The 12,823-nt window shown below is 41.0% G+C and carries 16 protein-coding genes; 6 read left to right on the plus strand and 10 right to left on the minus strand.

Annotated elements, in window-relative coordinates; all coding sequences use genetic code 11:
• Nucleotides 1-4: 4 nt before the first annotated feature.
• Entirely contained in the window at nucleotides 5-622 is a 618-nt protein-coding gene (locus GJU41_RS01085; protein WP_070879363.1) for an NAD(P)-dependent oxidoreductase, read from the minus strand.
• A 183-nt stretch (nucleotides 623-805) separates the two neighbouring features.
• Between GJU41_RS01085 and GJU41_RS01090 the strand changes: the two genes are divergently transcribed.
• Genes GJU41_RS01090 through GJU41_RS01100 form a run of 3 tightly spaced genes read left to right on the plus strand, consistent with a single transcriptional unit; the run spans nucleotide 806 to nucleotide 3,062 of the window.
• Complete coding sequence (locus tag GJU41_RS01090) at nucleotides 806-1,621, plus strand: amino acid ABC transporter substrate-binding protein (RefSeq protein ID WP_070879364.1); 816 nt, start codon at nucleotides 806-808, stop codon at nucleotides 1,619-1,621.
• On the plus strand, nucleotides 1,608-2,309 hold the full coding sequence (locus GJU41_RS01095; protein WP_154317858.1) for an amino acid ABC transporter permease: 702 nt from the start codon (nucleotides 1,608-1,610) through the stop codon (nucleotides 2,307-2,309). Before GJU41_RS01090 ends, GJU41_RS01095 begins: the two co-directional genes overlap by 14 nt.
• Before the next feature lie 15 nt (nucleotides 2,310-2,324).
• On the plus strand, nucleotides 2,325-3,062 hold the full coding sequence (locus tag GJU41_RS01100) for an amino acid ABC transporter ATP-binding protein (RefSeq protein WP_070879366.1): 738 nt from the start codon (nucleotides 2,325-2,327) through the stop codon (nucleotides 3,060-3,062).
• 55 nt (nucleotides 3,063-3,117) lie between these two features.
• Here the strand turns inward: GJU41_RS01100 and GJU41_RS01105 are convergent, their stop codons facing one another.
• Together GJU41_RS01105 and GJU41_RS01110 are read right to left on the minus strand one after the other, a co-directional pair.
• Nucleotides 3,118-3,267 (minus strand): hypothetical protein, encoded by a 150-nt coding sequence (locus tag GJU41_RS01105; protein WP_154317859.1) that lies wholly within the window; start codon nucleotides 3,265-3,267, stop codon nucleotides 3,118-3,120.
• A gap of 144 nt (nucleotides 3,268-3,411) precedes the next feature.
• Nucleotides 3,412-3,618, minus strand: a complete 207-nt coding sequence (locus tag GJU41_RS01110) for an alpha/beta-type small acid-soluble spore protein (protein ID WP_070879367.1) — start codon at nucleotides 3,616-3,618, stop codon at nucleotides 3,412-3,414.
• A gap of 253 nt (nucleotides 3,619-3,871) precedes the next feature.
• On the opposite strand from GJU41_RS01110, the gene GJU41_RS01115 reads away from it, so the two are divergent.
• On the plus strand, nucleotides 3,872-4,141 hold the full coding sequence (locus GJU41_RS01115) for a hypothetical protein (RefSeq protein WP_224771155.1): 270 nt from the start codon (nucleotides 3,872-3,874) through the stop codon (nucleotides 4,139-4,141).
• A gap of 68 nt (nucleotides 4,142-4,209) precedes the next feature.
• Here the strand turns inward: GJU41_RS01115 and GJU41_RS01120 are convergent, their stop codons facing one another.
• The 7 genes from GJU41_RS01120 to GJU41_RS01150 all read right to left on the minus strand — a co-directional run bounded on the left by GJU41_RS01120 (nucleotide 4,210) and on the right by GJU41_RS01150 (nucleotide 10,691).
• On the minus strand, nucleotides 4,210-5,322 hold the full coding sequence (locus GJU41_RS01120; RefSeq protein WP_070879368.1) for an ABC transporter ATP-binding protein: 1,113 nt from the start codon (nucleotides 5,320-5,322) through the stop codon (nucleotides 4,210-4,212).
• Nucleotides 5,323-5,448: 126 nt separating this feature from the next.
• Complete coding sequence (locus GJU41_RS01125) at nucleotides 5,449-6,336, minus strand: PucR family transcriptional regulator (RefSeq protein ID WP_083328376.1); 888 nt, start codon at nucleotides 6,334-6,336, stop codon at nucleotides 5,449-5,451.
• A gap of 56 nt (nucleotides 6,337-6,392) precedes the next feature.
• Nucleotides 6,393-6,581, minus strand: coding sequence for a hypothetical protein (locus tag GJU41_RS01130; protein ID WP_070879370.1), 189 nt, complete (start codon nucleotides 6,579-6,581; stop codon nucleotides 6,393-6,395).
• A 51-nt stretch (nucleotides 6,582-6,632) separates the two neighbouring features.
• Nucleotides 6,633-6,845, minus strand: coding sequence for a YheE family protein (locus tag GJU41_RS01135; protein WP_154317860.1), 213 nt, complete (start codon nucleotides 6,843-6,845; stop codon nucleotides 6,633-6,635).
• A gap of 23 nt (nucleotides 6,846-6,868) precedes the next feature.
• On the minus strand, nucleotides 6,869-7,930 hold the full coding sequence (locus GJU41_RS01140) for a YheC/YheD family endospore coat-associated protein (RefSeq protein ID WP_070879372.1): 1,062 nt from the start codon (nucleotides 7,928-7,930) through the stop codon (nucleotides 6,869-6,871).
• Nucleotides 7,927-9,288 carry a YheC/YheD family endospore coat-associated protein gene (locus GJU41_RS01145; RefSeq protein ID WP_070879373.1) on the minus strand — a complete coding sequence of 454 codons (1,362 nt, stop codon included), beginning with the start codon at nucleotides 9,286-9,288 and terminating at the stop codon, nucleotides 7,927-7,929. The genes GJU41_RS01140 and GJU41_RS01145 overlap by 4 nt, the downstream gene beginning before the upstream one ends.
• A 29-nt stretch (nucleotides 9,289-9,317) precedes the next feature.
• Nucleotides 9,318-10,691 (minus strand): YheC/YheD family endospore coat-associated protein, encoded by a 1,374-nt coding sequence (locus GJU41_RS01150; RefSeq protein ID WP_083328377.1) that lies wholly within the window; start codon nucleotides 10,689-10,691, stop codon nucleotides 9,318-9,320.
• 119 nt (nucleotides 10,692-10,810) lie between these two features.
• Between GJU41_RS01150 and GJU41_RS01155 the strand changes: the two genes are divergently transcribed.
• Together GJU41_RS01155 and GJU41_RS01160 are read left to right on the plus strand one after the other, a co-directional pair.
• Nucleotides 10,811-11,947, plus strand: coding sequence for a DUF445 domain-containing protein (locus GJU41_RS01155; protein WP_170292688.1), 1,137 nt, complete (start codon nucleotides 10,811-10,813; stop codon nucleotides 11,945-11,947).
• A gap of 94 nt (nucleotides 11,948-12,041) precedes the next feature.
• Nucleotides 12,042-12,395 (plus strand): YlbF/YmcA family competence regulator, encoded by a 354-nt coding sequence (locus tag GJU41_RS01160; protein ID WP_070879375.1) that lies wholly within the window; start codon nucleotides 12,042-12,044, stop codon nucleotides 12,393-12,395.
• Nucleotides 12,396-12,823: the final 428 nt, after the last annotated feature.

Consider the following 12,823-nt stretch of genomic DNA (forward strand, 5'->3'; position numbering starts at 1 on the left):
GGCATTAGTAAGCCAGTCCGACCCGTTTACGGATAAAGGACTTCTCAATCAGAACCTGATAAGTGAAATACCCTGTATCCTCAGCAGATATTTGCTTTCCGTCTTCCGGAAGATAATCTTCTTCAAATCTGAACTTCTTTGTTAATTCTCCATCCGGCAGGTAAGTGGGACAGACGATTGTCCATTGGAGATTGGACTCTTTTAATGTCAGATAGGCATTTAAATGTTCGTTCGCTGCTCTTGTCAAAGTCCGTTTCGACTCATTTGATTGAAATCTGTACAGGTCAGGATTGGACCTTGCCTGTAATATGCCTGCTGTTCCAATCGTGATCACTCTGTTAATGCGATTTCTCATGGCTTCAACAATCAGCGGCACCGCAACTGTAAGAGTATCATCTCCATCTGTGCCAAGGCAGCTTACAACTGCATCACAGCCTGAAACTGTTTTCTCGATGTTTTGAATATCCCGGGCATTTCCTTTAATCATTTCAGCATTTTTATCTATGTTCTCTATTTTTGAAGGATCTCTGACAAGCATTCGGACATTGTGCCCTTCATTTAGGGCCTGTTCTAAAAATGCTTTGCCAACTCTTCCTGTTCCGCCAAACAATGCGATTATCATAACAAACTCTCCTGTCGGTTTTCTTCCATTTTACTTCATTTACTGAAGAAGAGAAAAACATACTATGAACTGATCTGGTTACACTAATAAAAATTAAAACAAATGAATTGACAGAAGGCGGTCTTGGAGGTAATATTCTAACGTACTTTATTAAAATCCGATAAGATTAGTGGGGGTTTAAACATGAAAAGATTTTTTAGTCTATTTGCACTTTTATCAGTGTTTGTGCTGATTTTGTCTGCTTGCGGAACAGGCGGCGATAAAAAGAAAGAAGGAGATCAGGCAGGAACTGATGCTGAACTGTTTGACAAAGTAAAAGAAGAGGGTGTGCTTGTCATTGGAACAGAAGGTACATATCCGCCTTTCACATTCCATGATGAAAAAGATAAATTAACCGGCTTTGATGTAGAAATCGCACAAGAGGTTGCAAAGCGTCTTGGCGTGAAGGCTGAGTTTAAAGAAACACAGTGGGATGCGATGTTCGCTGGTCTTGATGCTAAACGTTTTGATATGATTGCCAACCAAGTCGGCATCAAGCCTGAGCGCACGGAAAAATATGATTTCTCTGATCCATATATTTCATCTGCCGCTGTACTTGTTACACACAAAGATAACAAAGACATTCAATCATTTAAAGATTTAAAAGGGAAAAAAGCAGCACAATCTTTAACAAGCAACTACGGTGAAATTGCCAAAGAAAACGGTGCTGAGCTTGTTGGTGTAGAAGGATTTACTCAAGCAATCGATCTCATTAATTCTAAACGTGCAGATGCAACGATCAATGATAAGCTTTCTGTCCTTGATTTCAAGAATCAGCGCGGCAACGCACCAATTCAAATTGTTGATGAAAGTAAAGATGCTGCACAAAGCGGATTAATGTTCCGCAAAGACAGCGGCAAGTTAGTGGAAGAAGTAAATAAAGCATTAGCAGAAATGAAAGAAGACGGCACGTACAAGAAAATCTCCGAGAAATGGTTTGGCGAAGATGTATCTGAATAATATTTTTGCAGACCCTGAACGGTTAGAACGTTTGGCCAATATTGCACAAAGTTCCCTTCTCCCTTTGGTGAAGGGAGCTTTGTATTATACTCTTCCATTAACACTGATTACGTTTGTCATTGGACTTATTTTAGCTGTTCTTACTGCTTTGGCACGAATTTCAACTATAAAGCCATTTCAAATAATAGCAAGAATCTATGTATCAATTATTAGAGGAACACCTTTACTTGTTCAATTATTTATTATTTTCTACGGCCTTCCAAGTGTCGGGGTTACAATCAGTCCGTTTATTTCTGCAGTTATTGGCTTCTCGCTGAATGTCGGCGCATATGCATCGGAAATAATCAGAGCTGCTATACTATCTACACCTAAAGGACAATGGGAAGCGGGATATTCAATCGGAATGAGCTACTCACAGACGCTAAAAAGAATTATATTGCCGCAGGCTACGCGTGTATCGATACCACCGCTGTCCAACACATTTATCAGTTTAGTTAAGGATACATCCCTTGCATCATTGATTCTTGTAACAGAGATGTTCAGAAAAGCACAGGAAATTGCTTCAACCAACTATGAATTTCTGTTGATGTATTCTCTGGCTGGTCTATTATATTGGATCATCTGTTTTATCTTATCGGTCATCCAGCAGCGCATGGAAGCAAAACTGGATCGCTATGTTGCAAGGTAGTAAAGGAGCATTCAAATGATTTCAATAAAAGGATTGCATAAAAGCTTTGGTGAATTAGAAGTTCTAAAAGGCATTGATTTGGAGATTGAAAAGGGGAAAGTAGTTGTTGTGATTGGACCATCCGGGTCTGGAAAAACAACATTCCTAAGATGCCTGAACGTACTGGAAGTACCGACAATGGGAATCATTCAGCTTGATCAGCAAACACTTGATTTCTCAGGGAATGTGGCTAAAAAAACAATAACAGAGTTTAGAAGCAATACCGGCATGGTTTTTCAAAGCTATAATCTTTTCCCGCACAAAACAGCTCTTGAAAATGTAATTGAAGGGCCAGTAATCGTGAAGAGAGAAAACAAAGAAACAGCCGTGAAAAAAGCAAGTGCCCTGCTTGAAAAAGTAGGCCTTGGGGATAAAATGGATTTCTATCCTTTTCAGCTCTCAGGCGGGCAGCAGCAGCGCGTAGGCATAGCAAGAGCACTTGCAATGGAGCCTAAGGTCATGCTGTTTGACGAGCCTACTTCAGCCCTTGATCCCGAACTTATCGGCGACGTACTGAATGTGATGAAAGATTTAGCCGCAGAAGGAATGACCATGGTAGTCGTCACTCATGAAATGCGGTTTGCAAAAGATGTGGCAGATGAAGTGATCTTCATGGATAATGGGGTCATCGTAGAACGCGGTGCACCAGGTGAAGTATTTGATCATCCAAAAGAAGAACGGACAAAACGTTTCCTTAGAAAACTTGAAGAGTAGGCGCCAGCAATTATGCAGCCTGCTCTTTTTTTATGGAGGATTTTCTAAATGAAATTTACAGCTTTACAGATTTAACATCATTCAGCAGCTGCTTTTTTTCCTGTTCAAAATAATACACTCTGGGCATGTTAAAGTGAACAATCATTTCATGTGCGAGGCTTGCGCAAATGAATGTAACAGCTCTCCAATCAATGGTTTCAAACATGGAGCATTCTCCTTCTGAATGTTTTCTTCATGTATATGGAGAAGGGAACTTGTTTGATACTAAGGGCTGATAAGAAATATGGAAACTGGAAAAGACCCCGGCGGAATGCCAGGGTCCTTTAAGCCATGTTATTTGGTTGTCTTATTAGAATTTTCCGCCCATGTTTGATTGAGCATATGAAACTAAACGCTTTGTGATTTCTCCGCCAACAGATCCGTTAGCACGAGAAGTTGTTTCTGCACCTAAGTTCACTCCGAACTCAGAAGCGATTTCGTACTTCATTTGATCGATTGCTTGTTGTGCACCAGGTACAACTAGTTGATTTGAAGAATTGCTGCGTGATTGTGCCATGTAAATACACTCCTTGAAATAATATAGTTTTTGGGTAAGCTGGAGTTGCACCAGTGCATGAGTCGTAATGATTCATGGCCTTCTCGGCTAACCCATCATGTGAGGGTGCAGCGGGTTGTTCAACTGTTGTTATTACGTATTATGTATTTACCGTGAAAATATATGCACATGCGAAAATGGTAATTATTATGGAAATATAGGTGTTACATAAAGTGAAAGAGAGTTAGGGAATATATAAAGAGGAATCAAGTATATGAAGCTGCAGGTGATAAAAATGAACATGTGCCCGCTTTGTAATGGGTTTAACAGTGAAATGGAAGCAGCAGTCTGTCCGAATTGCAAAATCAGCATGACGGATCATGGGAAAATAACCGATTATTTAGATGAATACAGCGCATATATGGAAATTGACACAATGAAGCTATTCGATGGGGTCATGGATTCCCTTGAATCACATCAGTGCATCCATTTGTTTTCTTGCAGCAATTGTCTTCATGAAGAGGCAAAACACATTAGGGAGTAGAATGTGAGGGGAAGGCGAGGAAATGAAAAAAATCAGCCTGAGAGAGTCTCAGGCTGATTAGGTGTTTATTATTGTTCACTTGCCGGACGAATACGAACCTCTGTCTCTTTATCAAAGAAGTGAGCTTTGTTCATATCAAGAGCAAGCTGGATGATTTGGTCTGGTCTTACGTCTGTACGTGAATCTACACGTGCAATGAAGTCCTGGCCGTCGATTTTAGAGTAAAGCATCGTTTCAGCACCCATAAGCTCAGATACTTCGATTTTGGCATCTACTTTTGATCCGTGAGAAGATTCGATGAACACTGGCTCATCATGGATATCTTCAGGACGCACGCCCATGATCAATTCTTTGCCAACGTAGCCTTGCTCGCGAAGATATTTCATTTTGCCTTCAGGAACAACAATGGATTGAGTTCCGATAGAGAACTTGCCGTCTGTTAATTGACCAGTAAAGAAGTTCATAGATGGTGAACCGATAAATCCGCCAACAAAAAGGTTTTCAGGCTTTTCATATACTTCTTTAGGAGCGCCGACTTGCTGGATGATGCCGTCTTTCATAACAACAAGGCGTGTTGCCATTGTCATTGCTTCTGTTTGGTCATGTGTTACGTAAATTGTTGTTGTTTGCAGGCGGTGATGAAGCTTAGAAATTTCAGCACGCATTTGCACACGCAATTTAGCATCCAAGTTTGATAAAGGCTCATCCATTAAGAATACTTTTGCGTCACGAACGATAGCACGTCCAAGTGCAACACGCTGACGCTGACCGCCTGACAATGCTTTAGGCTTGCGGTCTAAATATTGATCAAGACCCAAAATGCGTGAAGCATCTTTCACACGGCGATCGATTTCTTCTTTAGGGAATTTGCGGAGCTTAAGTCCAAATGCCATGTTGTCATAAACAGACATATGCGGATAAAGTGCGTAGTTCTGGAAAACCATCGCGATGTCGCGGTCTTTCGGCGCAACGTCATTCATGCGTTTGCCGTCGATTGAGAAGTCGCCTTTAGAAATTTCTTCAAGGCCTGCAATCATACGAAGAGTCGTTGATTTACCGCAGCCGGATGGGCCGACGAAAACGATGAATTCTTTATCTTGAATGTGTAGATTAAAATCTTCAACTGCCGTTACCTTGTTATCATACATTTTATAAATATTGTTTAATTTAAGTTCAGCCATTTGAATCCTCCTCAGAAAATGAAAACGTTTTATTTATAGATTCAGTGTAATTCATTTCTGAAGATAAGCCTATGGACAGGTTGCACAAAAAAATGTAAGGGTTTTCGTGCAGGGTGAACAGCTGAGTTATTCTGCAAGTTGCTCCAAGTACTTCATCATTAAAGAAAAAGCAGCTGCTTCGTGAAAATGCCTGATATCGAGCCCTGTTTTTTCAATGAACTTGTCAATCCGGTATTGTACGCTGTTTCTGTGCATGTACATTTTTTTTGCTGTAAGGGACACGTTCAGATTGCATTCAAAGTAAACATTCAATGTTTGCACCAGCTCGCTGTCCTCTAAAGATTCTCTCAGTAATTCAGATATGAGCTGTCCGCTGACGCTTCCGTTAAGGAAGAGCACGGGCAGAGCCTCTGAAAATGTTACGCACTTTTTCATCCTGAACAAATTGTAAATCACTTCGAAGCTTGCCTGCTCAGATAAAATTCTTGCTTTTAATTCAACTGACATTTTATGAAGCTGGCCAATATAGATGTGCAGTTCGATGAAAAAATCGCTTGTAAATGTGTCAATCCATTGATCGAAGCTTTCTTTATCAATGACTGGTTCAGGGCTTTCTTCAAAGATAATGCCTTTATGGCGGCTGATCCAGAGAATAGTTGAAGCTGGAATCGATCCCTGCATCGCTTCTTCAAAGCTCTGCCTGTCAGAGACCGGCTGCTTGCTGAAGAAGTAATAGCACCTGATGCCGTTTGCCGATGGAACGAAAGGAGGGCTGTTTTCACCGTACAGATAGTGCAGCCATTTTTCAGAACGCTCACTGTGTTCTCCAAAACCCGAATCATAAGATATATATAAAGTCGAAAGCAGGCTTTCTTCCTGTTCAGATAAGGCTTCTTTTAAGATGCCGAATACCTGGCCATCTTCTGATTTGTACCATTTGTAGCCCTTTTTTTCATGCGAATAGGCAAGAGAGAAGGCTTCTTTGTAGTGGGATGCTAATTTATCAATCATCATGATATCTCCTTTCCCTGCCTTTCTATTATATAAAAAAAAGAGAGCCTGGCGATAGCCTAGCTCTCATTTTGAGCGGGAGGTTCTTCTTGTTCGAGGTCGCGTGCTTCTTCAATATTCGTGTACTTATCCCGCATATGCACAGAACCGCCTGATAATCCTTCGTTGATCATTCGGTCAATATCCAAATAGGCTTTATCTCTGCCCTCATACTCCGTATCTTTTTGCTCATTTGCTTTGTTTTTCAAAGTGAACCCTCCTTCGCTGTATGCTTTTATTTTGCGAAGAAAAGGCGGAAATTAACCGTCATAAACATGAAACAGCATTAGCTCGTGAATGCGGGAACGAATTTGTTCTGCGTCCTCTAATGCAGGTTTGGACGTTCCCCACTCGATTTCTCCATTTTTATGGTAAATGACATCGTAGTGAATCCCTTTAAAGTAAAAAGAGACACGCCAGCCAGGCAGATTTGTTTGTTTAAACAAAGGCTTCCATTGAAAATGTGTAATCATCTCATTCATCGCTCCTTATGATTTCATCTTAAAGGAAATCGGGAGCGAAGTGAAGATGTACCTGCAGAAAGGAACATAAATAAATCGGCAAGCTTGTTGATGCGGTGTGTTTGAATATGAGGCTCATCAAAGGGCATAGGCTTGCTGTTTACTTCGTAAATGACCGGACCTGTTTCCGTTACTCCTATATCCATTGAAAATTCTCCAATTTGGCCATAATGGGAGGCTAACTCCCTGCCAGCAGTTCTTACAATCATTTCAAGCTCCTCCATGCTGACTCTATCTGAAACAGATTCAAATGGTAAAATCGATCCTCCATTTGGAACGTGTGTCGTCAGTGTCTGACGATTTGCAGCGGAACGTACGCCAATGCCGCAGATGTGATAATCATCTTTGCCTAACAGTGTGAGCACCCGAAGGTCATATTTTTTGTTTTGAAAGGTATCTGAGGCTATTTCTTCTTGAATGAGATAGCCCTCATAGAAAGGGTATTTTTTTTCAGCAAAAAACGTTTTATCACATAATTCACTTGAACCATCAATCGATGTTACCTCATAATGATGTTCCTCAGAGCGTATCCGGTAAATTCCCTGGCCCTGACTGCTCTGTAATGGCTTCAAATATGCACCTGAACAGGCTGAGAGAAAAGAGTGAATATCCTCTGCGGAATGTACTTTTTCTGCAGGGGGGAGATAGGACAGCAAAGATTTAGACAGGATTTGATGCACATCCCACTTATTAAAAAAGAAAGAATTAAAAAATGGGATTTGGGCAGAAATCATTTCTTTTTTAAACAACAGAAAGCATTCCGAGCTTTCAGCGTCCCGTGAAGCGATCCGATTGTAGATCACATTCGGATAAGGGCATGCCATTTTAGCCCATTGCTGTTTTTTTCTGCTGAAGGCAAATCCTTCAATATATTTTTCTTTTACACCGTTTAGAGTAAATACATAGCAAAAACCGCCAGCAGCTTTCATCTTGCGCTGAAGGTTTTTAAAGTAGGTGCCATCTCCATGAAAGATTTTTCCCTTTCCGCCTTCTCCTGTCAGGATGCCGACGATTGGCCAGCAGCGGGGCAGGCTCATTCGTAAAGGACCTCTGGTTCTTCAATCGCTTTTTTAGATAAATACAATGCATACTGAAGTGACAGCTTTCTTGAGTGCAAATCCTCTTCTTTTAGTGAAGGATGAGAAAAGATGGATCTGCCCGGTTTTGAATTTGCCTCAAACAGCCACACATTGCTGCTGGTGTCTATGCCCAAATCAAAGCCGATCTCTCCAATAAAGCCTTCAATGCCCTGATCAATCTTCTCGCTCAGGATGAGAGCGGCAGAAGTGAGCGAACGAAAAGCCTGATTGCGTTCATCTTTCTGATCAAATAGCTCTTCAAGTGTTTTGACAATGCCTCCATTATCTACATGTGTAGTAACACTGCCCTTACCGGCAATTTTGGCGGCAATGGCGGTAACGTGAAATCGGCCCTTTGAATCCTTATTTGTATGGACACGGAAGTCAACTTGCTGCTGATCGATCCGAATTAGTTTTATCCGCTCTTGGAGGAGGTAATCTTCCATCTTTCTGCTTCCAAATGAAAACTTGAAAAATTGATCCAGCGATTTGTATTTGCGCAGGATATTATCTTCCTGTGAACGGTACCTGCAATAGTAGATATGCTCATCGGGCTCATAAATTAATTGAAAAACACCAAGTCCAAGACTTCCATTTCGCGGTTTTAAATACACGCTTTTATAACGGTGGAGCATTTTTTCTATTTGCCCGTATGAAGGATCAAGCATCGTTTCCGGCAAATACACGGCTGTTTCAGCGTAGGGAAGGAGGAGCTCGTGAATCGTCCATTTATCAAAGAACCCCGGATTAAACCATGGTATCCCATACTCCGTTTTAAGCCGTTTTTTGACCATTTTCATCGCATGATGATCTTCGGTTTCCCGATTTGGCAACCGGTCATATACAACGTTCGGAAGCGGGATTTTCATTTGCCTCCAGCCATCATCATCAAAAGTATAACCATTTACAAAGCCGGTTTCCCAGTCAATGAGGTGAGCCCCAAAAACATAGGCAAACAATCCGGCTGCTTTTTGAGCTGTTAAGTATTTTGCGAAAAATAACGAACGATTACCAATAGGGCGCAGAATGGAGCCAGTAAATCCAGCAGTAAATATACCTATCAGCGGTCCCAGGTATACAGAGTTCTGGTGAAGAATCAATTGCGTTTTTCCAAGAGGAAGACGGAGCTGATCCAGTAAGTCCTTTGATATCTTAATAGCACCATTCAGCTCCTGAAATTCAACAAAGCATGGAGATGCTGCGGTTCCAAAAACAACCTCTGTGATATTCTCATTCGTTTCATGTCTGACGGAAGCCGGAAGGATCAATTTTTTTGCATCAGTGAATGTTGCCGCAAGGCTGTAAGAAGGATTCATAAAACACCTCCTGCATAGTTTAAAAAAGCTTAATGAGCTTCATCCTGATGAGATTCGCTCAAAAATAAACAATAATCAATAATGGACCTCGCTGAAGGCCTTGCTGCCAGTGATTTGCGCTCTTCTGCATTTTTGGAAGGCTTTGTGTTTACTTCAATAATCCATGGATGCCCTTGTGAATCGACGGCCAGATCCATGCCGAATTCGCCGTAAAGACCTCCTGCATATTTACCCAATGCCTCGGCAATCTCAAGTGAAAGTTCATTTAAGAGTTTGCTGATATGAGCAGCTTCTGACAACTCAAAAGAAGCAGATAGGGCCTCTCTGATTTTGTACAGAGAGCCGCCGAGGGCTATATTGGCCACAAATTGATTCTCCGCAGAAACGCGGGCAACACCGGAAGAGATTTTCCATTGCGAATAATTTCTTTTATGGCACAGTATCCTGAAATCCATTGGCTTTTTCTCATAAGTCAGCAGCTCGATTCCTTCTTGAACGATAAAGGCTTCTTTCTTAATTCTTGGAAGAAGACTTTGAAAAAGATCGTCAAAGGAAAGATAATCCCGCAGCAAATGCCCTGAGAAAGTAGAATAATCAAGTTCAAACCCTTCATCTGTATGACATATTCTAAAGATCCGCTTTCCCTGGCTGCCGTTAATAGGCTTGAGGAATACAACAGGGTACAGGTGTACCATCGTTTCGAGAACCGTTTTTGATGAAAGCAGTTCAGTTTTCGGCAGGAAGGGGGTGAGATGGGGATTTGCATTTAAAATCTGATGAACTTCCCATTTATTTAGAAATCTGTCATTAAAATAGGGAACTTTATGCTGGATGAAATCTGCCGTCATCCTTAAAAAATCCTGTGACTGTTCCAGGGTCCGGGAATGAATGCGATTATGGACAACGCTCGGATGAGGAACAGAACATTCCTGCCATTCATTCTGATTGAGTGTATAGCCATTCATCTTTTCTTGAACATAATCAGACATGGAAAAAACATAAAAGAAGATTCCCTTTTCTTCGCTGCATGAAGCGAGCTCTCTGCAAAAGGAATCTATGCTTCCAAGGGAGACCGGCTTTTCACCGACGTCAATTTCGGTTAAGACAGCCACAACAGGTCCAAGCTCAAGCCATCTTTTCTGAGAATCATATTTTATACTGATCTTAAAAGGATAAGCAGGAAGCGAAAGCTCTCTAAGCAGTTCCTGGTGAATAGAAACATGAGTATGTTCTTCATTCATACATACGATTTTTGCGAAAATACTATTCCTTCCGCACAATACTTTCACAAGGCCAGATGAAAATGGCAAACTTAGTTTTGCTCTCAAAGAATAACTGATTTGGATGCTTTTGCTGCCATGAGAGGTAAGGCGCGGGGATACAACTATTTTTTCTATATTCATAGGAAACCCTCATTTGCTGACTGTTCTAACAAGCACTATAATATGTTTATAGGCAGACGCTGATATAAGCATCGTATGAATAAATCAGTGAATAGGTGAGATTTGGAAGGTAGATGGATATGACTGGATTGACATTAATTTTATTTATGATTGCAATTGGAGCGGTAATTGGCGGAATCACAAACCACCTTGCCATTAAGATGCTCTTCAAACCGCATAATGCGAAGTATTTATTCGGAAAGAAAGTTCCCTTTACACCCGGACTTATTCCAAAACGGCGCGTGGAACTTGCTGATCAAATGGGAAAAATGGTTGTCGGACATTTGCTTACACCAGAAGGCATTCGAAGAAAGCTAGCAAATGACGATTTTCATAAAACCGTTACATCGTGGGTAAATAATGAAGCGAAACGTTTCATAAACAGTGAAAAAACGGTAACAGCATTTGCTGCTGACATCGGCATCGAAAATTTGGACGGGAAAATAGAAACAAAGCTCAGTGAAATGATCGATTATAAAATGAAAGAGAAAGTTGAACAATATCGGGTCCTGACTGTTAAAGAAGCAATTCCCGCACACCTGCACGGGAAAATAGAGCGCTCACTGCCTGCAGCATCAGAATTTGTTATTCAAAAGGGCATTGATTATTTTCAGAGTGATGAGGGCAAGCAGCGCCTCAGAAGAATGATTGATGACTTTCTGGCAGAAAGAGGCATGCTCGGCCAAATGCTTCAAATGTTTTTAGGAAATACAAGCGTGTTTGAGAAGGTGCAGCCAGAAGTGCTGAAATTCCTTCGAAATAGTGAAACCAAACGGCTGCTCACTTCCTTAATTGAAAAAGAGTGGAAGAGAATAGAAGACCTTAAACTTGGAGACCTTGAAGAAAAATTCAGCCTTGATGAACTCTTGTCACTGTCAAAGCAGGCAATTTTAAAAGAAATGGCGATCAAAGACAGGCTCAATGCTCCTGTTTCTGACTATCTGCTGCCTTATTCCGAATGGATTACAGATGACTTTATCCCCAAAATAGTAAAACTTGCTGTCCAATACCTCCAAAACCATATGGAAAAGATGCTGGAGCAGCTTCACCTTCAGGAGATTGTTAAAGAGCAGGTTCAATCTTTCTCTGTCTCAAGGCTCGAAGAAATGGTCCTTGGCATTTCGAGAAGGGAGTTTACCATGATTACTTATTTAGGTGCATTGCTCGGAGGTATCATTGGAGGCTTCCAGGCGATAGTCGTGATGCTGATCAGATAGAAAAATGGGCACGAAATGAAATTTGTTGAATAGTTTGTTATAGTTGTAGGGTGCTTTAAAGGCACAGCGTGAAAAGATGTTAGGAGGAATACTTATGGCAGCGAATGTTTATGATTTAGGATACGATCTTGAGAAAGCACTTAGAGACAGTGATGATTTCAAAACACTAAAGAGTCTTTATGATGAAGTGAACGCTGATGATTCAGCACGCACTTTGTTTGAAAGCTTCAGAGATATTCAATTAAACCTTCAGCAGAAGCAAATGTCAGGCCAGGAAATTTCTCCAGAAGAAATCGAACAGGCACAGAAATCAGTGGCACTTGTACAGCAGCACGATAAAATTTCAAAGCTGATGGAAGCTGAACAGCGCATGAGCATGACGATTGCAGAATTAAATAAAATCATCATGAAGCCGCTTGAAGAGCTATACGGCAGTCTTCAGCAATAATAAAGGAAAAACGGAGCGAGGACGAAATGCTCCGTTTTTTGCTCTTTTCGTAAACATTGTTGCTTTTAGACTACATGTTAAATACCCCTGCAGGCATATCTGATGAGGCTCCCAGCCGGACCGCGGAAAGCAACGGACAACATTTATAATCGAAAACAACAATGTGTGCGAAAACAGCCTTTTTTTTTTGCGTGGCATGGAATTGACGGCTCCGGCCAGTAATAAATGATTTTGGCTAATCAAAGGCAATTTCAGATGATAAGCAAAAGGATAAAGAAAAAATCAGTTCGCTTTTAAATTGCATTAATCCGCTAAAAATAATGAAAATACCGCTAATAAACTGAAGGTTTTCGCAAAGAAATCAGTTTAATACTTCAGTGAATCCTTAAGGCTTAAATTTATCTTGCGAATTCAGAATAAATCAAATA

This window comes from Metabacillus idriensis (assembly GCF_009674765.1).
Classification (GTDB): Bacteria; Bacillota; Bacilli; order Bacillales; family Bacillaceae; genus Bacillus_P; species Bacillus_P idriensis.

Coding starts and splice junctions, on each gene's coding strand:
- GJU41_RS01110 (WP_070879367.1), bottom strand. CDS start 3,618: ATGGCACAATCACGCAGCAATTCTTCAAATCAACTAGTTGTACCTGGT.
- GJU41_RS01120 (WP_070879368.1), bottom strand. CDS start 5,322: ATGGCTGAACTTAAATTAAACAATATTTATAAAATGTATGATAACAAG.
- GJU41_RS01150 (WP_083328377.1), bottom strand. CDS start 10,691: ATGAATATAGAAAAAATAGTTGTATCCCCGCGCCTTACCTCTCATGGC.
- GJU41_RS01125 (WP_083328376.1), bottom strand. CDS start 6,336: ATGATGATTGATAAATTAGCATCCCACTACAAAGAAGCCTTCTCTCTT.
- GJU41_RS01140 (WP_070879372.1), bottom strand. CDS start 7,930: ATGAGCCTGCCCCGCTGCTGGCCAATCGTCGGCATCCTGACAGGAGAA.
- GJU41_RS01155 (WP_170292688.1), top strand. CDS start 10,811: ATGACTGGATTGACATTAATTTTATTTATGATTGCAATTGGAGCGGTA.
- GJU41_RS01135 (WP_154317860.1), bottom strand. CDS start 6,845: ATGATTACACATTTTCAATGGAAGCCTTTGTTTAAACAAACAAATCTG.
- GJU41_RS01090 (WP_070879364.1), top strand. CDS start 806: ATGAAAAGATTTTTTAGTCTATTTGCACTTTTATCAGTGTTTGTGCTG.
- GJU41_RS01115 (WP_224771155.1), top strand. CDS start 3,872: ATGAAGCTGCAGGTGATAAAAATGAACATGTGCCCGCTTTGTAATGGG.
- GJU41_RS01095 (WP_154317858.1), top strand. CDS start 1,608: ATGTATCTGAATAATATTTTTGCAGACCCTGAACGGTTAGAACGTTTG.
- GJU41_RS01160 (WP_070879375.1), top strand. CDS start 12,042: ATGGCAGCGAATGTTTATGATTTAGGATACGATCTTGAGAAAGCACTT.
- GJU41_RS01085 (WP_070879363.1), bottom strand. CDS start 622: ATGATAATCGCATTGTTTGGCGGAACAGGAAGAGTTGGCAAAGCATTT.
- GJU41_RS01100 (WP_070879366.1), top strand. CDS start 2,325: ATGATTTCAATAAAAGGATTGCATAAAAGCTTTGGTGAATTAGAAGTT.
- GJU41_RS01145 (WP_070879373.1), bottom strand. CDS start 9,288: ATGAATCCTTCTTACAGCCTTGCGGCAACATTCACTGATGCAAAAAAA.
- GJU41_RS01105 (WP_154317859.1), bottom strand. CDS start 3,267: ATGTTTGAAACCATTGATTGGAGAGCTGTTACATTCATTTGCGCAAGC.